General features: G+C 73.0%; 23 protein-coding genes. 14 read left to right on the top strand and 9 right to left on the bottom strand.

Features of this window, described 5'->3' with window-relative positions; translation table 11 throughout:
- Nucleotides 1–111: 111 nt before the first annotated feature.
- Nucleotides 112–483 carry a DUF6479 family protein gene (locus ACIF9R_RS34965; protein WP_399986602.1) on the bottom strand — a complete coding sequence of 124 codons (372 nt, stop codon included), beginning with the start codon at nt 481–483 and terminating at the stop codon, nt 112–114.
- 1,344 nt (nt 484–1,827) lie between these two features.
- Between ACIF9R_RS34965 and ACIF9R_RS34960 the strand changes: the two genes are divergently transcribed.
- The 4 genes from ACIF9R_RS34960 to bla all read left to right on the top strand — a co-directional run bounded on the left by ACIF9R_RS34960 (nt 1,828) and on the right by bla (nt 5,457).
- A complete protein-coding gene (locus ACIF9R_RS34960) occupies nt 1,828–2,208 on the top strand; it encodes a MerR family transcriptional regulator (RefSeq protein ID WP_399986600.1) in 381 nt (126 codons plus the stop codon).
- 241 nt (nt 2,209–2,449) lie between these two features.
- Entirely contained in the window at nt 2,450–2,653 is a 204-nt protein-coding gene (locus tag ACIF9R_RS34955) for a cold-shock protein (protein WP_004985680.1), read from the top strand.
- Between the two features lie 188 nt (nt 2,654–2,841).
- Nucleotides 2,842–4,482, top strand: a complete 1,641-nt coding sequence (locus ACIF9R_RS34950) for a penicillin-binding transpeptidase domain-containing protein (protein ID WP_399986598.1) — start codon at nt 2,842–2,844, stop codon at nt 4,480–4,482.
- Nucleotides 4,483–4,524: 42 nt separating this feature from the next.
- Nucleotides 4,525–5,457: a class A beta-lactamase gene (gene bla / locus ACIF9R_RS34945; protein ID WP_399986596.1), complete on the top strand. Its 933-nt coding sequence runs from the start codon at nt 4,525–4,527 to the stop codon at nt 5,455–5,457.
- 56 nt (nt 5,458–5,513) lie between these two features.
- Here bla and ACIF9R_RS34940 read toward each other — a convergent pair whose 3' ends face one another.
- Nucleotides 5,514–5,834, bottom strand: a complete 321-nt coding sequence (locus ACIF9R_RS34940) for an antibiotic biosynthesis monooxygenase family protein (RefSeq protein ID WP_399986594.1) — start codon at nt 5,832–5,834, stop codon at nt 5,514–5,516.
- Between the two features lie 55 nt (nt 5,835–5,889).
- Here ACIF9R_RS34940 and ACIF9R_RS34935 point away from each other — a divergent pair, with 55 nt between their 5' ends.
- From ACIF9R_RS34935 to ACIF9R_RS34910, 6 genes are all read left to right on the top strand, one after another.
- Nucleotides 5,890–6,012 carry a hypothetical protein gene (locus tag ACIF9R_RS34935; RefSeq protein ID WP_399986593.1) on the top strand — a complete coding sequence of 41 codons (123 nt, stop codon included), beginning with the start codon at nt 5,890–5,892 and terminating at the stop codon, nt 6,010–6,012.
- 87 nt (nt 6,013–6,099) lie between these two features.
- The gene (gene sigJ / locus ACIF9R_RS34930) at nt 6,100–7,044 is read left to right on the top strand and encodes an RNA polymerase sigma factor SigJ (RefSeq protein ID WP_399986591.1); all 945 of its coding nucleotides are present in this window, start codon (nt 6,100–6,102) and stop codon (nt 7,042–7,044) included.
- Nucleotides 7,045–7,149: 105 nt separating this feature from the next.
- Nucleotides 7,150–8,463 (top strand): NAD(P)/FAD-dependent oxidoreductase, encoded by a 1,314-nt coding sequence (locus tag ACIF9R_RS34925; RefSeq protein WP_399986589.1) that lies wholly within the window; start codon nt 7,150–7,152, stop codon nt 8,461–8,463.
- Between the two features lie 257 nt (nt 8,464–8,720).
- Complete coding sequence (locus ACIF9R_RS34920; protein ID WP_399986587.1) at nt 8,721–11,015, top strand: histidine kinase; 2,295 nt, start codon at nt 8,721–8,723, stop codon at nt 11,013–11,015.
- Entirely contained in the window at nt 11,012–11,695 is a 684-nt protein-coding gene (locus ACIF9R_RS34915; protein ID WP_399986585.1) for a response regulator, read from the top strand. Before ACIF9R_RS34920 ends, ACIF9R_RS34915 begins: the two co-directional genes overlap by 4 nt.
- Nucleotides 11,696–11,986: 291 nt before the next feature.
- A complete protein-coding gene (locus ACIF9R_RS34910) occupies nt 11,987–12,331 on the top strand; it encodes an SCO4225 family membrane protein (RefSeq protein ID WP_399986583.1) in 345 nt (114 codons plus the stop codon).
- Between the two features lie 22 nt (nt 12,332–12,353).
- Here the strand turns inward: ACIF9R_RS34910 and ACIF9R_RS34905 are convergent, their stop codons facing one another.
- The 3 genes from ACIF9R_RS34905 to ACIF9R_RS34895 form a co-directional block, all read right to left on the bottom strand.
- Entirely contained in the window at nt 12,354–14,447 is a 2,094-nt protein-coding gene (locus tag ACIF9R_RS34905; protein WP_399986581.1) for a SpoIIE family protein phosphatase, read from the bottom strand.
- 237 nt (nt 14,448–14,684) lie between these two features.
- Nucleotides 14,685–15,269, bottom strand: a complete 585-nt coding sequence (locus ACIF9R_RS34900; RefSeq protein WP_399986579.1) for a TerD family protein — start codon at nt 15,267–15,269, stop codon at nt 14,685–14,687.
- 136 nt (nt 15,270–15,405) lie between these two features.
- Nucleotides 15,406–15,981 carry a TerD family protein gene (locus ACIF9R_RS34895; protein WP_399986577.1) on the bottom strand — a complete coding sequence of 192 codons (576 nt, stop codon included), beginning with the start codon at nt 15,979–15,981 and terminating at the stop codon, nt 15,406–15,408.
- 336 nt (nt 15,982–16,317) lie between these two features.
- Between ACIF9R_RS34895 and ACIF9R_RS34890 the strand changes: the two genes are divergently transcribed.
- Nucleotides 16,318–17,829, top strand: coding sequence for a phosphatase PAP2 family protein (locus ACIF9R_RS34890; RefSeq protein WP_399986616.1), 1,512 nt, complete (start codon nt 16,318–16,320; stop codon nt 17,827–17,829).
- A gap of 185 nt (nt 17,830–18,014) precedes the next feature.
- Here ACIF9R_RS34890 and ACIF9R_RS34885 read toward each other — a convergent pair whose 3' ends face one another.
- On the bottom strand, nt 18,015–18,788 hold the full coding sequence (locus ACIF9R_RS34885) for a polysaccharide deacetylase family protein (RefSeq protein ID WP_399986575.1): 774 nt from the start codon (nt 18,786–18,788) through the stop codon (nt 18,015–18,017).
- 526 nt (nt 18,789–19,314) lie between these two features.
- Between ACIF9R_RS34885 and ACIF9R_RS34880 the strand changes: the two genes are divergently transcribed.
- Nucleotides 19,315–20,586 (top strand): peptidase, encoded by a 1,272-nt coding sequence (locus ACIF9R_RS34880; RefSeq protein ID WP_399986573.1) that lies wholly within the window; start codon nt 19,315–19,317, stop codon nt 20,584–20,586.
- Between the two features lie 186 nt (nt 20,587–20,772).
- On the opposite strand, the gene ACIF9R_RS34875 is transcribed toward ACIF9R_RS34880, so the two are convergent.
- The gene (locus ACIF9R_RS34875; RefSeq protein ID WP_103543168.1) at nt 20,773–20,943 is read right to left on the bottom strand and encodes a hydrophobic protein; all 171 of its coding nucleotides are present in this window, start codon (nt 20,941–20,943) and stop codon (nt 20,773–20,775) included.
- Nucleotides 20,944–21,084: 141 nt separating this feature from the next.
- On the opposite strand from ACIF9R_RS34875, the gene ACIF9R_RS34870 reads away from it, so the two are divergent.
- Together ACIF9R_RS34870 and ACIF9R_RS34865 are read left to right on the top strand one after the other, a co-directional pair.
- On the top strand, nt 21,085–21,258 hold the full coding sequence (locus ACIF9R_RS34870; RefSeq protein WP_399986571.1) for a CsbD family protein: 174 nt from the start codon (nt 21,085–21,087) through the stop codon (nt 21,256–21,258).
- A gap of 310 nt (nt 21,259–21,568) precedes the next feature.
- Complete coding sequence (locus tag ACIF9R_RS34865; RefSeq protein ID WP_399986569.1) at nt 21,569–21,904, top strand: SRPBCC family protein; 336 nt, start codon at nt 21,569–21,571, stop codon at nt 21,902–21,904.
- Between the two features lie 42 nt (nt 21,905–21,946).
- Here ACIF9R_RS34865 and ACIF9R_RS34860 read toward each other — a convergent pair whose 3' ends face one another.
- Both ACIF9R_RS34860 and ACIF9R_RS34855 read right to left on the bottom strand, forming a co-directional pair.
- Nucleotides 21,947–22,639 carry a response regulator gene (locus ACIF9R_RS34860; protein WP_399986567.1) on the bottom strand — a complete coding sequence of 231 codons (693 nt, stop codon included), beginning with the start codon at nt 22,637–22,639 and terminating at the stop codon, nt 21,947–21,949.
- Nucleotides 22,640–22,642: 3 nt separating this feature from the next.
- A complete protein-coding gene (locus ACIF9R_RS34855) occupies nt 22,643–23,884 on the bottom strand; it encodes a sensor histidine kinase (protein ID WP_399986614.1) in 1,242 nt (413 codons plus the stop codon).
- Between the last annotated feature and the right edge of the window lie 20 nt (nt 23,885–23,904).

Genomic DNA, 23,904 nt, shown 5'->3' with positions numbered 1-23,904 from the left:
GCGGGCGGTCCGGCGCCGTCCCCGTCGCCGGTGCAGCCGGCCACCGTGCCCACGAGCAGCGCTGTCAGCGCGGCCGCACCCGCGGCCGCGCGACGCCGTCGCCCCGCCCTGTCAGACGTGCCCCGGTCCTCCGCTGCCGAAGGCCCCGCTGGACCCGGGCAGCCAGCGCTTGCGCTGCTGGTCCTTGCCGGTCCTGGACCCGGAGTGATGGATCTCGTAGGGCATGAGCCGGGATCCGGACCGCGCCACCTTCGGCATCTCGTCCGGCTCGCGCATCTCCCGCATCTCGCGGACCGCGCCGCTCTCCGGCAGCTTCGGTTGTTGCTCGGGGGTGGGGCGGGGGGACTCCTGGTCCATGACCCGCATCCCGACACGTACGGCCCAGATCAGCGCGCCGGCCACGATCAGCCCGCCGATGAAGGCCGCGGTCAGGTTCCACACCTGCTGACTGACGGCCAGAAGTTCATACGTTGCGGTGCTCATACGTCCGAGTATGGACGAGGAAATGAGATAAAGCGCCTGGAATGTCCGAATCTTTGGCCAAGGGTGGCGGGCCGCCCGGGAGGCGACCTCCCGATCGGCTCGTCCCGGCGGGCGGTCGGTCCCGTCGCGTGGCAGATTTCGGCCCGAGGGAAGGCCGGGACGGGCCGTCGCGTCCCCACGTGTGCAGCTCGGGGCCCGGCCCGGCCTTCCCGCCTTCCCGCCTTCCCGCCTCCGCGCCTCCGCGCCTCCGCGCCTCCGCGCCTCCGCGCCTCCGCGCCTCCGCGCCTCCGCGCCTCCGCGCCTCCGCGCCTCCGCGCCTCCGCGCCTCTGCGTGTCCGCGCCTTCCTGCCTCCGCGCCTTCCCGCCTCTGCGCCCTTCCGCCTCCGCGCCCTCGCGCCCTCGCGCCTTCCCGTCTCCGCGGCTCCGCGCCCTCGCGTTTTCCCGCCTCCGCGCCCCGCGTCCGCGGGCGTGTCCGCCCCTGTCGGCGGCGGCGTGACGCGCGGTGCGGCGGCCGGGGCGTCTCGTGGAGTGCGGCCGGGGCCGTCTCGTGGAGGCGGCGCTCGCCGTCCGCGCCGGGTGGTGGGGGGCGGCGCCGGGAGGACGGGGCCGCGCGCCCGGGCCGGAGTCGGCGATGCGGCGCTCCACCGGCGCTTCCGCACCCGCGCCGCCCTCGTCGACGCGTCTTCCGCGGCCGGCCGACGGGCAACGTGGCGGTCACCGGGGGCGTGCCCGCACCGCGCCGGAGGCGGACGGGGCTGCTCCCGGTCCACGCCGAGTTCGTCACCCTGGCGGCCGACCGGGGCGCCGACGGCCTCACGATCACCCGTTCGCCCGACACCGAGTGCCTTCAGGACCGACCATGCCCACCACCGCCGGACCGCGGACATCCCGCACGACCGGGCCCGTGACCAGGGCATCGTGCGCCCGGACCGCACCACCGGGGACCCGCTGCCCGCGCCCGTGCCGCCCCGGCCGCGCCGTCCCGCCCCTCACCGCGGCCACCACCCCGACGCGCGGCACCGCCGTCCGGCCCCGCTTCCCCGGAGTTTTCCGCGTCGCCCCGCAGCGCCCCTCCCGGACCGGGCTCCCGCCGAGCCGAACTCGGGGACGTACGCGGCGAGAAGGGGCGGCAGCGCCCCTGCCGGGCCGGCGCTGCGAGGGCGAGAGGGCGCGCGGCGACCGGAGGGGGCGCGAGGTGCACCCCCGCCCTCCCCTCCGCGAGCACGGCCGGCAGGACATCTGCCTCAGCCGCGACAGTTTTTCCGTCGGGGCGACTAGAGTTCCCTTGCGGGGAACCCGTCCCCGTGGCGGACCGTGCCCGCTGTGGTCCGCGGAAAGGTGCGCATGACCCCGGAAAGTCAGCCGTACGACGACGGCAGGCAGCCGGACCGAAACCGGCTCCCCGTCGCCGACCGGCTCGACGACGACCATTTCCCGGCCTACACCATGGGCAGGGCCGCCGAACTGGTCGGAGCCACACCCGCGTTTCTCCGGGCCCTGGGCGAGGCGCGGCTGATCACCCCGACGCGCTCGGGGGGCGGCCACCGCCGCTACTCGCGCCACCAGCTGAGGCTGGCCGTCCGGGCCCGCGAGCTCGTCGACCAGGGCACCCCCGTCGACGCCGCGTGCCGCATCGTCAGCCTCGAGGAGCAGCTGGAGCAGGCCGAACGGGCCAACGAGGAGCTGCGCCGGCAGGAGTCCGGCGCGTCCCAGGGGCACCGGTGAAAATCTGTTCCCGCCGGAACAGTATTTCCGCTCCCGCCGTGGAAAATGTCTTTCCCTAAACACGCCGTCGGGGTTTTATTCCAGTGATTTTCCTCGCTTGCCGCGGATATGGATCGTGCTAGGCTGACGCCAGTTGCAGTTGTGGTTGCCAGTTTGCTACCGGTTCTCCGGGCAGGTGATCATCGCGACGATGTAGGGATTCGTAAAGTGCGAGTTCCGACACTGTCTCAGGAGATTTGATATGGCCACCGGTACGGTGAAGTGGTTCAACTCGGAAAAGGGCTTCGGCTTCATCGAGCAGGACGGCGGCGGCGCTGACGTGTTCGCCCACTACTCGAACATCGCCACCTCGGGCTTCCGTGAGCTCCAGGAAGGCCAGAAGGTGACCTTCGACGTCACCCAGGGCCAGAAGGGCCCGCAGGCGGAGAACATCGTTCCCGCCTGACCTGTACGCAGGGATTCATGAGCAGGGGCTCGCACTTCGGTGCGGGCCCCTGTTCATTTTCCGCAAGAGCCGCACAGCACTCCAGGTGCCGCATCGGATCCACACCCCGTCATCACATCGGGTATTGATCGGTCCACGATCGACAGCGGACTTGGACGGACGGTCCTCACCGCTGCTGTCCTGCGGACATGAACTCCTCCCACCCCTTTCTCGACATCCCGCCCGGCGGCGGCCCCCACCGTCGGCGCCCCCGCGGAGCGGTCAGGTCCCTCACCGCCGTGGCCGCCGTGGCCGCGCTCGCCCTGGGTGGGGCGTACGCGGCGGGCCTCGGCCCCTTCGAGAGCGACACCGGACCCGACCCCGAGGCGGTGGCCGCGGCCCGCGCGTTCCTCGCCGACTGGGCAGCCGGACGACTTCCGCAGGCCGCCGCCCGTACGACCGGTCCCGACCGGGCGGAGCAGGTGCTGGCGAGCTTCACCACCGGACTCGACCTCGGGACACCACGGCTCATGGCCGGGGAACCCGAGGAGTCCGGTGCGGGCGACGGCACCCTCACCGTCCCGTTCACCGCGAAGATGCCCGTCACGGGCCTCGGCACCTGGACCTATGCCTCCGAGCTGCCGCTGCGGAAGCAGAAGGACGGTGCCTGGAAGGTGGAGTGGACACGGTCGCTCGTCCACCCGAGGCTCAGCGGCACCGAGAAGTTCCGCCTGGAACGCGAGGAGACCGCGCCGGTCGAGGCCACCGACCGCTCCGGCGAGACCCTCTCCGCCGCCACCCACCCCCTGCTCACCCCCGTCCTGGCCCAGCTGGCCGAGGGCGGCGGCGGCCCGCGCGGCGCGGTGCTGCTCGTCGACCGGGAGACCGGCGAGGTGCTGCGCACCGAGGCGTCGTTCGGCGGCAGGGGCACCGGTAAGGGCGACAAACCCGTCCGCACCACGCTCCACGCCGGCTGGCAGTCGGCCGCGGAACGCGCCCTCGCGCGGGCCGGCGGCAAGAACGCCGCGCTCGTTGCCCTGCGCATCGACGACGGAGAGATCCTCGCCGTGGCCAACGCGCCCGCCTCCGGTTTCAACCGCGCCGTCTCCGGCACCTACGCGCCCGGCTCCACCTGGAAGATCGTCACCAGCGGCGCCCTGCTGCTGAAGGGCGCGGTCGCACCGGACGACGTGGTGGACTGCCCCAGGTACCAGACGGTGGGCAAACGGTTCCAGAACGTCGAGACCTCCGCACACCCCGGTGCCACCTTCCGCGAGGCCTTCACCGAGTCCTGCAACACCGCGTTCATCGGCCTGCGCGGCCGACTCGGCGAGGGCGAGCTCGGGGATGTGGCGAAGCAGTACTTCGGGGTCGGCCAGACCTGGCACGTCGGCGTGCCCTCGTACGACGGCTCGGTACCCGTTCCGCGCGACGCGACGGAGAAGGCCGCGTCGATGATCGGGCAGGGCCGGGTCCAGGCCAACCCGCTGATCATGGCGTCGGTGACCGCCACGGCCGTATCGGGCACCTTCCACCAGCCCACGCTGGTCCGCGGCGCCGAGGACACCACCGACACGACCCCGCTGCCGCCGGAGGTCGCGCACCGGCTGCGCGCGCTGATGCGGGCCACCGTGACCGAGGGCACGGCGCGTGTCCTGGCCGGCCTGCCCGGCGACATCGGCGCCAAGACCGGCACCGCGGAGGTCTCCGACGACCGGGACAACAACGGCTGGATGGTCGCCCACCGGGGCAATGTGGCCGTGGCCTGCGTGGTCGAGGAGGGTGTCACCGGGGCCGGTTCGGCCGGGCCGGTGATCCGTGCCCTGCTGTCCGCGGTACCCGACTCCTGACCGAACCGTCCTGACCGAACCGTCCGAAAGGGAGCCTCACCCGTGACCTCACGCCCGTCCCGCCGCGCCTTACTGCTGACGGCGGTGACCCTCGCCCCCGTGGCCGGATGCGCCACCGACGACGCACCGGCGCGCGCACGCGGCCAGGGCGGTACGGCGACACCCGCGCCGTCGCCTCCGCCCTCGCCCTCACCCGTCACGATCCGGAGTCTCACCGATCTCGAACGCGAGTACGACGCCCGCCTCGGGGTGTACGCCCTCGCGACCGGCACCGGGGCAAGCGTCGTCCATCGCGCGGACGAACGCTTCGCGTTCTGCTCCACCTTCAAGACGCTCGCCGCGGCCGCCGTCCTGGACAGCAGGCCGCTCGCCCGTCTGGACGAACGCGTCACCTATACGCGGGACGACCTCGTCGACTACTCACCCGTCACCGAGAAGCACACCGCGATCGGCATGACCGTCCGTGACCTCTGCGACGCCGCCGTCCGGTACAGCGACAACACGGCGGCCAACCTGCTGCTGCGCGACCTCGGCGGCCCGCGCGCCCTCACCGCCCACCTGCGCGGACTCGGTGACTCCGTGAGCCGCCTGGACCACCGCGAACCCGAGCTGAACGGCAACCCGCCCGGAGATCCGCGCGACACCACGACCCCCCGGGCCGTTGCCTCCGACTACCGGGACGTCGTGCTCGGCGACGCCCTGCCCGCCGCGAAGCGGAACCTGCTGAGGGACTGGCTGGTCCGGAACACCACCGGCGACCGGCGCATCCGGGCCGGTGTCCCCGAGGGCTGGACGGTCGGCGACAAGACCGGCACCGGTGCATGGGGCCGGGCCCACGACGTCGCCGTCCTGTGGCCCCGCCGGGGCGCACCGCTCGTGCTGGCCGTGCTCACCGATCGTCCCGACCGCGACGCCGATCCCAGGGACCCGCTGATCGCCGAGGCCACCCGCCGCGTCCTGGCCGCCCTGGGCTGAGCCGTCCCCCGGCCCGGCCGTCCCCCGTGGCCGGGCCGGCGGGGCGCTCCGGCCGGTCAGCCCTGCTTGGGCGCGGCCTGCTGGACCACCTCGAAGGACCACAGCGTGGCGTCGGTGGCCGCCGGACGGGGCTTCTCACCCTGCGCCCCGTCGTGCGCGGCCTGGCCCCGGCCGGCCATCCAGCGCTGGAAGTCCTCCTCGGTCCGCCAGCGGGTGTACACGAGGTAGGTGTCGGTGCCCTCGACCGGCCGCAGCAGCTCGAACCACTCGAACCCGTCCGAACTCTCCACCGCCCCCGCCCGCGCGGCGAACCGCTGCTCCAGCGTCTCGCGCTGCTCTTCCGGGACGGTGAGTACGTTGATCTTGACGATGCTCATGTCTCGATTGTCCCGCAGCACCGGCAGGGGACGACCGGGGGGTCAGCCGAGGCAGATGACCAGCAGACAGAGCTGGGAGGAGTCCGGTTCGGCGGCGGGCGGGGCGGTGGAGGGGGCAGGGTCGGGCCCGGTGCTCTCGCCCTGCGAGGACACGGCGCTCGCCGAGGGTGACGCCTGACAGCGACGCCTGACGGCGGCCCGTGGTCCGTAACGCGTGGTCGGTCATCCACGGCCGTCCCGCGCCGTCGGCGTTAGGATCCGGGGCATGCCCCTGAGCGCGAGCGACGTGGAGCGGTTCATGGCCTCCAAGCCCCGGCTGGAGGCCATCGCCTACCGACTGCTCGGCTCCGCGAGCGAGGCCGAGGACGCCGTGCAGGAGACGTTCCTGCGGTGGCAGGGCGCCGACGTCGGGCGCATCCGGGTCCCCGAGGCGTGGCTGACGAAGGTGCTCACCCACCTCTGCCTCAACCAGCTCACCTCGGCCCGCGTGCGACGTGAGACCTACGTGGGCCGATGGCTCCCCGAACCGCTGATCGCCGGCGACCCGATGCTCGGCCCCGCCGACACCGCCGAACAGCGCGAGTCGGTGTCGTACGCGGTCCTCGTCCTGCTGGAGCGGCTCGCTCCGAACGAGCGGGCGGTGTACGTCCTGCGGGAGGCGTTCGACTACCCGCACCGGGAGATCGCGGAGATCCTCGATCTCACCGAGGCCGCGAGCCAGCAGATCCTCCACCGCGCCAAGGAGCACATCGCGCAGGGCAGGACCCGTACGGACATCGACGAGGCCGCCGCCCGGCGGATCGTCGACGAGTTCCTCGCGGCCGCCACCAGCGGACGGACCGAGCCGCTGGTCCGGCTGCTCACCGAGGACGCCGTCGCGGTCGGTGACGGCGGCGGGAAGGTTCCGGCGCGCGCCAAGGCGTTCGAGGGCGCGCTCGCGGTCGCCACGTTCATGCGGGGTCTGTTCACCCCGGGCAAGGCCAAGCGTGCCCTGGTCGGCGGCTCGCCCGGGATCTACGCCACGACCGCCAACGGCGATCCGGCGCTGGTCGCGGTCGTCGACGGCCGGGTCGTCGGCGTCCTGTGCCTGGAGGCCACCGCCGACGGCATCGCGGCGATCCACGCCCAGGTCAACCCCGACAAGCTCGGGCGTCTGACCGAGCGCTGGGCGGCCGAGGACCACGGAGAACCCCTGCTCCACGCCTTCTGACCATCATGTGACGTACGTCACATCGCGCTCCTGTCAGGAAACGGCGGGCTGCCCGGTTCAAGGGGCGGAACCGCAGGCGAAACCCGCAGACGACAGGAGCAGGCCATGCAGCACCGCATCATCGTTCTCGGAGCCGGTTACGCCGGAGCCGTTGCCGCCGGACGCCTGGCCAGGCGGCTGCGCCGCGAGGACGTCGCCATCACCCTGGTCAACGCCGAGCCCGACTTCGTCGAGCGCGTCCGCAACCACGAGCTCGCCGTCGGCCACCGGCTCAAGCACCGCCCCCTCGCCGGCATGCTCGCCGGCACCGGAGTGGACCTGCGGGTCGCGCGGGTCACCGGCGTCGACGTCGACCGCAGGGCCGTCGCCGTCCGGGACGCCGACATGACCGCCGACATGACCGCGGATATGACCGCGGGCATGACCGCGGACGGGGACGGCGACGGGGGTGGCGACAGTGAACTGGAGTACGACACCCTCGTGTACGCCCTCGGCAGCCGCTGGGACGACCAGGGTGTCCCCGGAGCCGCCGAGCACGCCCACGAGATCGCCGGCCGCCCGGGAGCGCTCCGGGTGCGCGAGCGGCTCGCCGTGCTGGACGCCGGACAGCCCGTGGTCGTGGTCGGCGGCGGTCTCACCGGCCTGGAGGCCGCGACCGAGATCGTCGAGGCCCGCCCGGACCTCGACGTCGCCCTCGCCGCCCGCGGCGGCCTCGGCGACTGGCTCTCCCCCAAGGGCCGCCGGCATCTGCGCAAGGTCGTCGACCGGCTCGGCGTCACCGTGCACGAGCACGCCGACGTCACCGCCGTCGGGGCCGACCGGGTCACCACCGCGGACGGCGCGTCCCTCCCGGCCGCGCTCACCGTGTGGACCACCGGCTTCGCCGTGCACCCGATCGCCCGGGCCACCGCGCTGGAGACCACCGGGACAGGACAGATCGTGGTCGACGCGACCATGCGCTCCGTCTCGCACCCCGAGGTGTACGCCATCGGCGACGCGGCCAGGGTGACGGGCCCCGGCGACAAGCCGCTGCGGATGTCCTGCGCCTCCGGCGTGCCCACCGCGTGGCAGGCCGCCGACACCATCGCGGCACGCCTGACCGGCGGAAAGCTCCCGAACATACCGATCCGCTACTTCAACCAGTGCGTCTCGCTGGGCCGCAAGGAAGGACTCATCCAGTACGTCACCGCCGACGACCGCGCCGTCGGCACCGCCCTGACCGGACGGCTCGCCGCCCTCTACAAGGAACTGGTCTGCAAGGGCGCGGCCTGGGGCGTGGCCCACCCGACGCTCGGCATGCCGACCCGGCGCCGCGCCGTACGCACCCCTGCACCCGGGACCCCGACGACGGACCAGGCGACCCCGACGACGGACCAGGCGACCCCGACGGCGGACCCGGCGACCGAGGCGGCGGCCTGACCCACACACCGGCGCGGGGCCCGGGACCGCCGGGAACAGGGAGGGCCGGCCGGTGAGTTGGCACGGGGCGGCGCGGCCAGAACGCCGCGCCGCCGTCCTTCGCCTCCTCGCCGTCGCCCGGACGCACCCGGTCCGGGGCGGGAGAACGCCACCCGGGCGTCCACCCTCCCCGGACCGTCTGCACCCCAGGTAAGAGGACGGAATCCCTCTTCAGCCGGAGCCGGGGCGCTCACCCGCGGCCATAGCCTGAACGCGTCATGAAGCGAATCGACGACCGGCTGCTCCCGGTCCTGCTGCTGTGCGCCCAGGCCGTGGTGTGGCCGGGCGTGCCCCTGGTGCGCGGCGATGTCCCGGCCGCCTCCGCCCTGCTCGTGGCGGTGCTGATCACCGCACCCGTCACGGCCGTCCTCTCCCTGCGGCGTACCCGCCCGGTCGTCACCCTCGTCCTCGTCGCCGCCGGGTGCGCGCTGGGCGCCGGGCCGCTGCCCGCGGGGGCGACGGCGGTGCTCGGCACGGCGGGTGTCGCGCTCGCCCTGTTCACCGTGGCGACCGAACGCGACACGTTCACCACCGTGTTGTGCGTGGTGGCGCTCGCGCTCTGGCAGCTGGTGTACGGGATCACGCTGCACCGGATCAGCGACCGCGACGGACTCGACCTGGTCCTCACCGCCCTGCTGTACGCCGCCACCTGCGGTGTCGGTCTGCTCGTCCGGCGGGCCCGTGGCGCCCGCCGGGCGTCCGAACGGCTGCTGAAACGCGCCGAGTCCGAGCGGCACCGGCTCCCGGCGGTCGAACGTCGGCGCATGGAAAGGGAGTTGCACGACGTCAGCGCCCACCATCTGACGGCCGTGGTGGTCACGGCGGGCGCCGCCCTGGGCCTGCGCGACCGCCGCCCCGAACTCGCCGACGAGGCACTGCGGTTCGCCGTCGACACCGGTCACGAGGTCACCCGCGCGCTCGGCGCGGTACGGGCCCCGGCGCCTTCCGGCGAGGACCTGCCGTCACCGGAGGAACGGCTGCTCGACCTGGTCGCCGGGTTCCGGCGCCTCGACCAGCGGGTGGACTGCGAGATCGACCCGCTGCCGGACGGCGCCGTCGCGGACGCGGCGTACGGCATCGTGCGCGAGGCGCTGACCAACGTGGCGCGGTACGCCCCCGGCGCACCCACGCGGGTGCTGTGCCGGTACGGCGACGACCGTACGGACGTCGTGGTCACCAGCGGCGCACCGCTCCCCGGCACGCCGGCGCACGGCGCGGGCCTGGGCGGGGGACGCGGCCAGGGCTTTCTGCGGTCCCGGGCACGGGAGGCGGGCGGCACCCTGACCACCGGCCCGACGGCGGACGGCGGCTGGGAGGTGCGCGCGGTCCTGCCCGGCCGCAGCGCCACCCTGGTGGAGCGGTCCGGATCACGCGGCTACCGCGCGGCGCAGGTGACGGCGGCCGTCGGCCTCGTGTTCCAGCCGCTGCTGCCGGTCCTGATCATCCGGGCGGAGACCGTGGAGCCCGGGTCGCAGGTGTCGGCGGGCCTGCTCTTCGCGCTGCTGGCCACCGCGCAGGCGGTCACGCTCCTGTGGCTGCGCCGGGCACCGCGCACCGTCCACGGCGTCCTGTTCGCGCTGGCCGCGCTCTGGCCGGCGGCGATGGCCGTGGGCGACTACACGGGGCCGGTCGTCCTCCCGCCGGCGCTGAGCATGCTCGCCACCTGCTTCGCGCTCGCCGCGGACGCGACCGGTCCGGCGGCGGGGGAGCGCCCGCGGGCGCTCCTGGCGGCCACCGCCGTGGCGGTGCACGCGGCGGCCCTGTCCGTCGCCGTCCTGGACCGGGGCACGACGGTGCCCGTCTGGGCGGTCGTCGCGGGGGCCGCGGCCGGGGCGTCCCTGGCGGCCGGCGCGGCCCGCCGGTACGGCGCATCGCGCGGCCGCCGTGAGCGGGCCACCCGGGGCAGCCGGGAGAGACGCCTCGCCGCCTGGACCGAGGAGGCGGTCCGGGACGCCTGGGCGGAGCGCCGCCGGATCGCCGGTGGTCTGGAGACCACCGTGCTGGCGCGCACCGCCGACATGGTCGCGGAGGCGGAGGCGGGCCGGCTCGACGCGACCGCGGAACGCGCCCGCGAGGCGCTGGCCGCGATGCGCGCCCTGCTCGACACCGTCCGGGAGGGCGAGGCTGAGCGCGCACTGCACCCGCAGCCCACCCTCCAGGCGCTGGACCTGCTCGCCCGCCAGTGCCGGGCCACCGGCCGCGAGGTCGAGATACGGCTGTCCGACCGGGTGCCCGAGCGCCTGCCCACCGCCGTCGACCTGGCCGCCTACCACGCCGCCGAGACCCTTCTCGCCACCGGGGGCGATCAGCCCGCGGTGCTCGAACTCGACACCGCGGAGGATACGTTGACGATCACGGCCACGGGGATAGCACCCGCCGCCCACCCGGCCGTACGGGAGCGGCTGGCGGCCCGGCTCGCGGCGCTGGAGGGCACCCTGACCACCGGGCCCGCGGACACGGTCCGCCTCCGGCTGCCGCTGACCACGGGTGGCGGGGAGGAGAGGGAACGATGAGTCTCAGGGTGCTGGTCGCGGACGACCAGGGCATCGTACGGGCGGGATTCGCCGCCGTGATCGACGCCGAGGAGGACATGACGGTCGTCGGTGAGGCGTCCGACGGCGCCGAAGCGGTGCGGCTGGCCGAGGAGCTGGCGCCCGACGTGGTCGTCATGGACGTACGGATGCCGGAACTGGACGGCATCGCCGCCACCCGGATCATCACCGGCCGTCCGGACGCCCCGCGCGTGCTGGTACTGACCACCTTCGACCTCGACGCCTACGTGTTCGACGCGCTGCGGTCCGGTGCGTCCGGCTTCCTGCTCAAGGACGTGTACGCCGCCGAACTGCTGCAGGGCATCCGGGTGGTGGCCGCGGGGGAGAGCGTTCTGGCCCCGTCCGCGACCCGCCGTCTGATCGGCCACTACGCGTCCGGTGCGGTCGGCGTGGCCCGGGGGGAGAGGACCTCCGGCGCACTGGACAGCCTGACCGACCGCGAGCGGGGCGTCCTCGTCCTGGTCGCCTCCGGACTCAACAACGGGGAGATCGCCGCCCAGCTGGGCATCACCGTCGGCACAGTGAAATCCCACGTCAACGCGCTGCTGCGGAAACTGGGGCTGCGCGACCGGGTCCAGGCCACGATTCTCGCCTACGACCACGGACTCACCCGCCCGAACCCACCCGGCTCCCACCTCTGACGGCCCGCCCCCGCCGGACCCCCGTCCCGGACCCCCGTCCCGGACCCCCGTCCCGGACCCCTGGCACCTCCCCGGCGCTCCCGCGCCTCCTTGACCACCCGTGCTCGTCCGACGCCGGAACCCTGCCACCACGCACCCGTTTCCGGCAGCCGGGCGTGCCTGCCCGCCCCCTGATCCGTCCGCCCTGGAAGCCTGCCCGCCATGACCGGCCCACCCACAGAGCCCACCGCCATGACCGGCCCACCCACAGAGCCCACCGCCATGACCACCATCCCCAAGGAGTCCACTGCCATGACCAGCACCCCCGAGAAGCCGACCGCCGTGCCCGAGCCCGGACGGTCCTTCGGCCGCCGTGTGTGGTACGTACTCGGCGACATCGCCGCCCTTGCCTACCTCGGGCTCATCGCCGCCCTGGTCATATGGGTGCTGGTGGACAGCACCGTTGAGCACGAGGACGCGTCCTTCGCGGGTGTCGTCCCGCTGCTCGCCACCTTCCCGGGCAGCTTCCTCGTGCTCGTCCTCCCGGAGCACCCCGCGATGTTCTTCCTCGCCATCGCCTTCGCCGCACTGGTCAACGCGGCGATCATCGGCTGGTGCTCCCGGCGGCTGCGCGGAGGCGGCCGTGTGGCCTCGTAGGGCCGTCGGCCGGCCGGGTCGTTCACAGGTCCTCCGTGCCCGCCAGGTCCATGACGTCCGTCACGGCCGGGCGGCCGGAGGCGGCCCCGCCCAGCAACTGCTCGGACCAGATGGTCTTGTCGCGGCGGCTGTGCCGTACGCCCCAGTGGGCGCTGAGCCGCATCACGATGTAGAGGCCGCGGCCGCCCTCGTCGCTCACCCGGGCGTGGCGCAGGTGGGGGCTGACGCTGTTGGCGTCCGTGACCTCCGCGAGCAGCCGCTCCTGGTCGTGGATGAGCCGCAGCCGTACCGGGCCCTTGCCGTAGCGGATGGCGTTGGTGACGAGTTCGCTGACGATGAGTTCCGTGGTGTAGGCGGCGTCGTCGAGGTGCCAGACGGCGAGCTGCTGTCCGACGAGCCGGCGCGCGGTGCCCACGACCGAGGCGTCGGGGGGCAGGGTCCAGTCCGCGACTTCGTCCGGCGGCAGGACGCGGGTGCGGGCGAGCAGCAGGACGGCATCGTCCGTGCGGGAGGGCGCCATGCGGTACACGCAGGTGTCGCACAACTCCCGCAGGGGCCGGGTGGGTACGGCGAGTACGTGCGCGAGGTCCCGTCGGGCGGCCGCCTCGTCCTTGCCGCCGGAGGTGAGGAGAGCGTCGGTGCCGAGGGCGAGCAGGCTGCCCGGGGCGAGCTGGAGCACCGCCGGGGTGAACACCTGTCCGCCGCCTGTGCCCAGGGGCGGTCCCTGGGGAACGTCCACGTCGAGCGGTGCGCCGTCGGGGTCGACGACGGCGGGGGCCGGGTGTCCCGCGCGGATCATGACGCAGCTGCGGGAGACCGGGTCGTAGACGGCGATCGCGCAGGTCGCCACGTGAGGGTTCGCGGCTTCGGTGTCGGTGACCGGCAGCTGGGCGGCGACCTCGTCCAGATGGGTCAGCAGTTCGTCCGGCTCCAGGTCCTGCAGGGCCAGCGTGCGCAGGGCGACCCGGAGCTGGCCCATGGTGGCCGCCGCCTCGATGCCGTGACCGGCGACGTCGCCGACGACCAGGGCGACGCGTGCGCCGGAGAGCGGGATGACGTCGAACCAGGCGCCGCCCGCGCCCTCGGGCAGATACACATGGGCGGTGTCCACCGCCGAGAGGCGCGGGCTCTCCCCGGGCTGCAGCCGGCGCTGCAGCGTGGCGGCCACGGTGTGCTCGCGGCGGTAGCTGCGCGCGTTGTCCAGGTGCGCGGACGCGGTGCCGGCCACCTGCCGGGCGATGTCCAGATCCGCCTCCTCGAAGAGGTCGGCCCGGCTGCGGTACAGGGTCAGCAGACCCAGCACGGTGTCCCGCGCCATGAGCGGGGCGACGATCATGGAGCGGATGTTCGCCTTGATCAGTGGGGTGAGGTTGTTCCGGTCGGCCGAGAGCCAGGGGTCGTCCGCGGTGACCCGGACGAGGCGGGCCTCGGTGTCGTTGAGCGCCTGGGTGTACGGGGTGGGGTACGGGAAGGGACGGCTGTCGTCCTGCTTCCTGCTCGTCTCGACGGTCGAGGGTGTGAAGGCGACGCGGCGCAGCGGGACGTCCGACGGTACGGGACCGGTCTGGCGCAGACTTCCGGGGGGAGAGTCCTCCAGCAGGTCGACGCTCGCCGCGTCGGTGAACCCGGGCACCAGCGCATGCACCAGTTCCTCGGCCGTGGTGCGTACCTCCAGGGTGGTGCCGACGGTGGCGTGCACCGTACTGAGCACGGCCAGGCGGTCCGCCGAGGCCTGTCTCTCGGTCACGTCCTCGACGACGCCCACCAGGCCGGGGATGCCGCCGTCCCGGCGGGGCAGCGGAAACAGCGACACCTCGACGGACAGGATGCGCTGCGGGTCCGCCGGCGACGGTCCGCGCAGCAGCCTGCCGCGCAGTGGCTCGCCGGTCGTGAGGGCGTCGTCGATCAGCTTCCTGAGCTCGCCCCCGCCGAACCCGGGGACGAAGTCGTCGACGAGGTGCCCGATGATGTCCCCGGCGGGCAGGCCCCGCATGCCCCGTCCGGAGGGGTTGTAGCGGGTGACCCTCTGCTCGGCGTCGATGACGAACAGACCCTGGGGCGAGTCTGCGAACAGCGCGTTCAGCACCGCGTTGTCGTCTACGGGACAGCCGGTCACCGCAAGCTCCCTTCGCGGGTCTCCTTCCTTACTGTCCCGCATCGTCTCCGCACGGCAACTCGGCCGCAGAGGCGAATCCCTGTTCGGTTCGGCGGCCCCGGAGCCGTCGTCCGGTCGCTCCTGTGCCGGCCGGCCGGAGCCGCGCCGGGCGGGCAACGCGTGGACAGGACGCGCGGCGGCCGGCACAGGAGGCATCCCGGACGACGGGACAGGCGTGAACGGTGACTCGTCGCCCTGCTACTTGGTGACGGCGAAGCGCATCAGGGCGTGTTCGTCGCCCTGCTTGATCTTGCCCGTCTCGTTGATCACCTCCAGCTTCCAACCGCCGCCGACCCGCACCGCCTTGGCCACGGCACAGCCGTTGTCCTGGCTGAGCAGGCTGGGCCAGATGTCGGCGACCTGCTGGGTGCTTCCGCCGCTCGCGTCGTAGACCTTGAAGCTGATGTTGCGGGCCTTCTGGAAGTTGCTGCCCTTCTTGTAGGCGGCGGCGACGAACACGATCGACGTGATGGCGCCGGGGAGCCGGGAGAACTCGACGGTCACCGTCTCGTCGTCGCCGTCCCCGTGCCCGGTCTGGTTGTCGCCGCTGTGGAGCAGCGAGCCGTTGCCCATGGGGTCGAGCGAGTCGAGACCGGCGAGACGCACCGGGTCCGAGCCCTGCATGGCGACGGCGATCAGGTCGAGGTCGGTGCCGGTCTTGCGGCGCAGCTTGCCGAGCACCCCGCCGCTGCTGCCGGCGGTGGGGTCCCAGGAGACACCGATGGACAGGTGGGTGACCCCGTCCAGGTCCGCGGGGCCGTCTTCCTTGGTGAGCGTGATCATGCGTGAGTCATCCTCCGTTGTGGAACTACAGGCCCAGAGTCTGCCGGGTGCCGCGAAGATCCGATATGGCGGGTCTGTCACGGCCGCGGCGGGCGGGAGCGGGAGCGGCGGGCGTCTGCCGCCGGGGCGAGCCGGTTCAGACGTTGACCCCGAAGTCGGCGGCGATCCCGGCCAGGCCCGAGGCGTAGCCCTGTCCGACGGCCCGGAACTTCCACTCGGTGCCGCCCCGGTACAGCTCGCCGAAGACCATGGCCGTCTCGGTCGAGGCGTCCTCGGACAGGTCGTAGCGGGCGATCTCCTTGTTGTCGGCCTGGTTGACGACCCGGATGAAGGCGTTGCGGACCTGGCCGAAGCTCTGGCCGCGGTTCTCCGCGTCGTGGATGGAGACCGGGAAGACGATCCGGTCCACCGTGCCGGGCACGGCGGCGAGGTTCACCTTGACCGCCTCGTCGTCGCCCTCGCCCTCACCGGTGAGGTTGTCGCCGGTGTGCTCGACCGAGCCGTCCGGGCTGGTGAGGTTGTTGTAGAAGACGAAGTGCCCGTCCGAGAGCACCTTGCCCGAGGCGTCGAGGAGCAGCGCCGAGGCGTCGAGGTCGTAGTCGGTGCCGGTCGTGGTGCGCACGTCCCAGCCCAGACCGACCAGCACGGCGGTCAGGCCCGGTGCCTCCTTGCTGAGCGAGACGTTGCCGCCCTTGGCCAGAGAGATTCCCATCGCGTACTCCTTCTCGGCAGGTGTGCTTACGGTGTCGGTCCCGACCCTATCTTCTACATGCGTGTAGAGGACATGGGGTACGGGTGGCGGGCACGGAACCCGGGCCGCGCCCGCTTCGTCTTGTTTCCGTCCGACCGTTTCTCGCGGGGGGACGGGGAGGGAACGGTTCCGGCCGGAAGATGGGACGATGCCCGCTCCGACATGAGCACCATCGAACAAAGCTGACAGAAGTTGAGACACATACCGCCGCCGAGCCTTCCGCCCGTACGAATACCTGAGGAATCCGAGGGATCCGCGTCCACCGCGCGGAGCCGGCCACGGACCGTCCTGTGGACCCTGGCCGCCCTGGTGACCCTCGGATTCCTGGTCGCCCTGGAGATCGCCGCGCGTCATTACGGCACGCCGGGACCGATCACCACACAGGCGCGGGAGGTGATCCACGCCCCCAAGTCGGGCGGCATGCTGTACGCCGCCATGGCGTTGATGATGGTGGTGCTCACCTGGCGGCAACGGATCATCGCGCTGGCCGCAGCGATCGGCATCGACCTCGTCTTCCTGGTGGTCCGGTGGGCGGTCGACGCCGACACGGGCGGCGGCCACCTCTTCGGAAACGGCGCCCTGTGGGTGATCCTCGGCGTCGCGGCCGTCGCCGTCACCCGCCGCACCGGCCGGGAACGAGTCCTCCTGCTCAAAGGCGTCGGCCTGGCCCTGCTTCTGATGGCCGGCCGCAAGACGGGCGACACCTGGCTGCTCATCACCTCGAAGACCCGCCCGATGGTGCTCGACCAGTACGTGGCCGCCGCCGACCAGGCGCTCGGCAACCCGTCGTGGCTGGTGGGCCGGATCGTGGAGGCCAGTGGCCCCGTCGGCTTCAACTCGCTCGACTTCGTCTACGGCAATCTCGCGGTCGCCGCGGTCGTCGCCGCGCTGTACCAACTGCGCCATGTCGCGGTCGAGCGCCGCTTCCCGCGCCACCACCTGGTGCGCACGTTCCTGGTGATCGGCCTCGTCGGACCGGCCTTCTACATGATCTACCCGGTGGTCGGGCCGCTCTTCGCCTACGGCACCGGAACCGAGCACTGGTCGGCGGTCAGCCTGTGGGCCCCGGACATGCCGGCCACCGCCCCCTGGGCCGTGGCCGAGTTGTGGCCGGGCACGCTGCCGCCGATCGGCACCCCGCAGCCCATGCCGTTCGACGAGATCACCCCGCGCAACTGCATGCCCAGCCTGCACACCGCCTGGGCGACCGCGATCTTCATCCACTCCCGCAAGGGCCCCCGCCCCCTGCGCTGGGCGGGCACGTTCTGGCTGATCGCCACGCTCTGCGCGACGCTGGGATTCGGCTATCACTACGGGGCGGACCTCCTCACCGGTGTGATCTTCACCCTCACGATCGAGGCGGCCCTGCGCACGTACGACCGCGGCTGGGACCGCTCGGGGCTCCTCCTGGTCGCCTACGGCACCACGGTCTTCACCGCGCTCCTGCTCTCCTACCGCTGGCTGCCCCTGCAGTTGGCCCACCACCCGTGGGTGGGCGGCCCTCTGCTCCTGCTGGCGACGGCCTCGGTGATCTACGGCTACGTACGGACCACCGGGCGGTGGACGCGGGACACCGTGCCGGCCCACCTCCCCGAACCCCGGCCAGAACCGGCCGCCGCGGACCGGCGAGCCCCCGCCCAGGAGGCCGGCGGAGCCGAGGCCGACGAGACCCACCGGGTCCCCGGCCCGCGCAGCGAGACCGGTCGGGCCGACACCCCTTCCGGTGCCGGCGGCGAGCCGCGGCTCGCCGGACGTCCCGCCGCTGCCGCCGATGCCGGGGCCCCGGGAGAGACCGACGCGGCATCCTGATCGCAGCGCCCACGCCCGCCGGCCCCGCCATGGGCCGGGACCGCCGAGCACCCCTGAAGGGGGTGTCCGGCGGATCATGCCGGGGGCGTGGGGCCCGGCACGCTCATCCGCGACGCACCGAACCCCACTCGGCCCAGCCGGCCGGATACCGTCGGGCGCCTCTGACCCGATCCGCCGGGCACCTCCTAGCGCTCCGGGAAACCGAAGGAGTAGCCCTGCTCCTTGAGCCAGGGGAGTACGCGGCGCAGCGCCTCGACGGTCTGCGCGCGGTCGCCGCCCGCGTCGTGGAAGAGGATGGTCGGCCCGTTGGGCAGCTCCCGCTCGACGGTGGCGACGATGGCGTCCGCGCCCGGCTGCTCGAAGTCCTTGGTGTCCACGTTCCATCCCAGGGGCCGCATGCCCCGGGACGCGGCCAGCGACCGGCTGTAGGGAGTGAAGGCCCCGCCGGGCGCCCGGTAGTACATCGGCCGTACTCCCCCGGACGCCTTGGTGATCATGCGTTCGGCGTCGAGGATCTCCTGGGACTGGTAGGCCTCGGGCTTCCTGTCCATGGTGGTGTCGTGCGACACCGAGTGGTCGCACAGCCGGTGCCCGGCCGCGACCACGTCCTTCACCAGGTCCGGGTGGGCCTGCGCCTGCGTTCCCGTCATACAGAACGTGGCCTTCACCTCGTGCTCGCGCAGCAGGTCGAGTACCTGAGGAGTCCACGCCGGGTCGGGACCGTCGTCGATGGTGATGTTGACGCCGCGCGGCCCCGCGTCGGAGGCGTGCGCGATGGTCGCCGACACCCGCTCGACGGCACCGGCCGGCTTCGCGGAAGCGGACGCCTGCGGCGACGGGCCGCCCACGACGTCGGCCTGCGCGGTCCACACCGAGGCACCCACGGCCAGCGCCGTCACCCCGAGTGCCGCCCCGGCCACCTTGCCGTACCAGCCCCGTCCCCCACCGTGCCGTGCCATGCCCGCCCCGCTTCCGCCTGGTTGCCCGTCCGTCCCGCCCTCTCGGGCCACCTGGCATGACGGAGAACGGGCGCCCGTGGATGCGTCCGTTACCGATCACGGACAAACCCGTGGGAGTTCGCGGACAGGATCCCGGAACGCGCCCATGGCGTGCCGTCGGCTCCGGTGGGCCCCGGGCATGCGGGACCGCCGTGCGGACCTCGCGCGAAGTCCCGTCCCACAGAACCGATGTGGGTGACCTCTGCCGCAGCGGCGGGTGCAGGGAAGGGTGTTGTCCGCCTCGCGGGGAGTGTGTCCGTGGGTGCGAGGCCATGAGATGGCTCACAGATGATCGCGGCCTCCGTAGGCAACTGCCCGGTACACGCTGTTTGTTCACGCGTTGTGGGGGCCCGCGCGGCAGCGGGGCCGGAAACCCCCTGTGGGCCTGATCATGGAGCGCCTACGATCGCCGGGGCGTCGTACGGCGTGCGCACTCCGCCGGTGCGATGCCCCTCACTCTGTTCCGTCACCCGACCGGGGGTCCTTCGTGAAGATTCGCCGCGTTCTCGCCACTGCCGTAGCCGCCGCCGTGACCACCCCGGTCGTTCTCCTCTCGGCGGCGCCGGCCTTCGCCGACGAGCGGCCGTCCGTCCGGACCCGGCAGGCCGCGCCGACGATCGAAGAGCTGGAGCGGGCCGTCGACCTCGCGCAGAAGGAGTACGACGCCGCGGTCCTCGCGGTGAAGGACGCCATCGCGTTCTTCGAGGAGGACATGGAGGAGGACACCTACCCGACCAGGGCCGCGGTCATCGAGACCCAGAAGGCCGCCGAGGCCGCCGCCAAGGCCAAGACCGAGGCCGACCAGGCCGTCGCCGACGCCCGGGCCGCGCTGGACGCCGCCACCACCGACGAGGAGAAGGCCACCGCGCAGACGGTGTTGGACGAGGCCGAAAAGGTCGCACTGGAGGCGGCCGAGGTCAAGGAGGCCGCCGACACCGAGGCCGCCGAGGCACAGACCGCCCACGACGACGCCCGGGTGGCCCAGTCCCGGAAGATCGGCGTGCTGCGGAAGGCGCAGGACGAGGCCGAGGAGAGACTGGACGCCGCGAACAAGGCACTGGCGGACGCCCTGGCCGGCGAGGACGAGGAGCCGGGCGACGAGTGCGTCCCCGAGCCCAGGCTCACCACCGTCGTCAGGGGGCTGCCGGACAAGGTCGTCGGCGGCACCACGGAGACCTTCACGCTCCGCGTCACCAACGGCACCACCAGGACGATGGACGAGGTGTACCCGTACACGGCCGTCCACGCCTTCGGCGACAAGCACTTCAAGGAGCTCGACTCCTACCTGGACCTGGAGTGGTCCACGGCCGCCGACCACAAGTGGCGCGACGTCGGCCTCGGCAAGGGGTTCTCCGTCGGCGCCCTCAAGGCGAGGACCTCGGTCGACGTCAAGCTGCGCCTGAAGGCCGACGCGGACGTCCCGGCCGGTCAGGGCATGGCGCTCGTCACGGCCGACTACATCAACGAGGACGGCTCCTGCGGCGGATCCCCGGACTTCGAGCAGTACGAGTTCCGGATCCTGGCCAAGGGAAGTGACCCGGGCAAGGTCAAGGATGCCGAGGGCAAGCCCGGCAGGACCGACAACACCACCCCGCAGGGCGGCACGTCCCCGACCCCGACCGGCGGCACCGGAACGCTCGCCGCCACGGGTACGAGCGACGTCGTGCCCCAGGCCGCACTGGCGGGCGGCGCAGCACTCGTGCTCGGTATCGGCGCGATGGCCGCCGCCCGTCGCCGCGCCGCGGGCGCCGACGCCTGACCCGCACCGTACGAAGCGACCGGGCCCGTCTCCGTGGGGAGGCGGGCCCGTTTTCGTGGGGAAGGATCCCCCGGTCCTGCGCGCCCGGTCCTGCGCGCCCGGTCCCGCGCGCCGGGCCGCACAGGCCGCAGGGCCCGGCCGCCGTGGCGGCCGGGCCCTGCGAGACGTACGCGGCGTCGGGACGTATCACCATCGATACCAGCGACCGCGGCCTCCGCCGGCCGAGGTGGAGCGCATGACGAAGCCGAGCAGCCAGAGCACCAGAACGGCGATGGCGACCCACCAGAGGACCTTCACGGCGAAACCCGCGCCGAAGAGGATCAGGGCAAGAAGCAGAACGAGTAGCAGGGGAACCATAGTTATCAACCTCCTGGACCACCGATTGCCCCCAGTCGGCGGCACCATTCATCGATGTCACCTTGTTTGTGAAGGAAAGGTGGGGGTACCTGGCCGGCACCCGCCACGACAGCGGTTGAACGCTACGAGGAGGCGTGTTCCATGAGTGCCGGCGAGAAGGCCAAGGCGAAGACCGAGCAGGCTCAGGGCAAGGCCGAAGAGGTTCTGGGAAGCGCCGTCGGAAACGACCGGATGGCCGCCGAGGGCCAGGCCACGAAGAGCAAGGGTGACGCCCGGGAGGCCAAGGAGAAGGCCAAGGACGCCTTCAAGCACTGAGCCGCCACGGCGCAGGAGAGGGGGCCGTCCCGGGGTGATCCCGGGGCGGCCCCCCTCGCGTGTCCCGACTCACCCGCCTGGAGCCCTCGGACTGTGCACGGGGTGCGATCGGTACGACGCTGGGAGCCAAGCCCGTGGGACGGCCCGCCGCGCCGGACGTCCCCGTCCCGGGGACGCCATGACCGGGGTGCTGTGACCGGGGTGCCTCCGTGCCGCCCTCCTCCAGGAGCGTGATGACGGCCCGGAACCGCTGTCTGATCCTGAGCTCGCCGTCCGAGGTCTGGCGCCTGCTGTCCAGCAGGTGCTCGCGGTGGACCCGCACTGGCCGGACGTGGGCGCCCGGCTGAACGTCCGCGTCGGCGCCGGCCGTCCGACCCTGGACGACATCTGCGTCGTCCGCATCACCGAATCCCTGCGCCGCCTGGAACTGGAGGCCAAGGCGGATCCCTTCGGTGCGGCCCGCATCGCCATGAGGCTGACCCCATGGGGCGAGAGCACCCTCTTCACCCTCGATTGGCACCCCCTGCGGGGTCCCGGCACCCGGATGCACGGGCTCTCCGTGGACTACTTCGTCGCGGTCCGCAACGGCATGATGCTGACGAAGCCGGCCCGGATCGCGGTGCGCGAGCGTGCCGCGAGCGTCTGACACACCTTCACGCCCGCCCCGTCCGCGCCCGTGGTCGCGGTCTTACGAGGTGCCCGACACCAGTCCCACCCGGTAGGCGAGGACGACGGCCTGGACCCGGTCGCGCAGGCCGAGCTTCGCCAGAATCCGCGACACATAGGTCTTGACCGTCTCGGGGGTGATGAACAGTTCCGCCGCGATCTCCGCGTTCGACAGCCCTTGGGCGATCTGCCGGAGCACGTCCAGCTCGCGGGGTGTCAACGCGCGCACCAGGTGCTCCCGGTCCGGCCGGGCGGTGTCGGCGGGGCGCAGGTGTTCGGCGAAGTGCCCGATCAGATGGCGGGTGACGGCAGGCGCCAGCAGGGCCTCGCCCCGGGCGACCGTCCGGATCCCGTTCACCAGTTCCGCCGGAGGCGCGTCCTTGAGGAGGAATCCGCTGGCTCCGGCCCGCAGCGCGTCGTAGACGTAGGCGTCGACGTTGAACGTGGTGACGACCAGCACCTTCGGGGGAGCGTCGGCGTCGGGGCCGGCCAGTTCGCGGGTCGCCTGGATGCCGTCGAGCAGAGGCATCCGGATGTCCATCACGATCACGTCGGGGCGCAGTCGCCGTGCGGCCCGCACCGCCTCGTGCCCGTTGTCGGCCTCGCCGACGACCTCCATGTCGGACTGCGCGGAGAAGATGGTGACGTAGCCGGTGCGCACCAGCGCCTGGTCGTCGCAGACGAGTACGCGGATGGGCCGCGGTGCGTCGCTCACGGGTCACTCCTGAACGGGCTCGGACGGAAGGACGGCGCGCACCTCGAACCCGCCGTCGGGCCGGGGCCCGGCCTCCAGGGCGCCACCGAGCATCCGCACGCGTGCGTCCAGCCCGGCCAGCCCTCGCCCACCCGCCGGGCCCGGGTTCGGGTTCGGATTCGGCGCGAGTGGTGCCGGGGCCGGAGTGACGGCCGGTCCGTCGGTGGTCACCGTGATCTCGATGCGCTGTGCGACGTACCGGACCAGGACCCGTGTCGGCTGCCCGGTCGCGTACTTCATCGCGTTGGTGAGCGCTTCCTGCACCACGCGGTACGCGGCCAGTTCCACCGCCACGGGCTGTGGCCGACGCCCGCCCCGCTCGTCGAACTCGACCGGCTGGCCCGACCTGCGGGCCTGTTCCACCAGATCGCCCACCCGTCCCAGGGTGGGCGCCCGGTCCGCCGACGCCGGATCGACCACCGCGGAATCGCTTGTCGCCTCCAACACGCCCAGAAGGTACCGCAGTTCCGTCAGCGCGCGGCGGCCGGTGTCGCTGACGGCCGCCAGTCCCTCTCCGGCCTTGTCCGGCGCGGACGGAAGCAGGAACTGCGCCGCGTCGGCCTGGACCACCATGGCCGTCACGTGGTGGGTGACCACGTCGTGGAGCTCGCGGGCGATGCGTGCCCGCTCGGCGGCCGTGGCCACCTCGGCGGACAGCCGCCGCCGCTCCGTCTCTTCCGTCCGCCGTGTGCGCACCATGCTCCCCACCAGCCAGATCGTGGCCAAGATCAGATAGAACGCGAGATAGTCCGGGATGCCCTGCGGTGAGCCGAGACGGTGCAGGACCACGGCCAGGACGGCATAGCCCGCGCTCACCGCGGCGGCCAGGCCCCGGCGGAAGCGGACCTGGTGGGCCCCGGCCGAGTAGAGGGCCAGATAGAGTCCCAGGCTCGCGAACGTCGTCGCGAAGCCCAGCGCCTGATGCGCGGCGAACGCGCAGGCGACCACGGTCAGACAGGCGGCGGGCCACCGGCGGCGGGCCGCCAGCGGCAGGGTCTGGGCCAGGACCAGCCCGACGCCCGACGGGTTCAGCGGCCGCTCGGGCAGATCACCGATCTGCGCCCCGACATTCGACAGGGTCGGTATGAGGGTCAGCAGGGAGAGCAGCAGGGCGAAGGCACTGTCCCTGAGGAGGGCGTCCTGCTCCCGCCACCAGCCGCGCGCCGTGCGGAAGCTGTCCGAGCGCCAGGGTGCCTGACGGGGTATCACATCTGTCCCTCCAGTTC

Origin of the sequence: Streptomyces sp. NPDC086080 (assembly GCF_044540255.1) — a bacterium.
GTDB lineage: Bacteria > Actinomycetota > Actinomycetes > Streptomycetales > Streptomycetaceae > Streptomyces.
The sequence above is the reverse complement of the archived record's forward strand: the minus strand, read 5'-3'. Positions and strand labels throughout refer to the sequence as shown.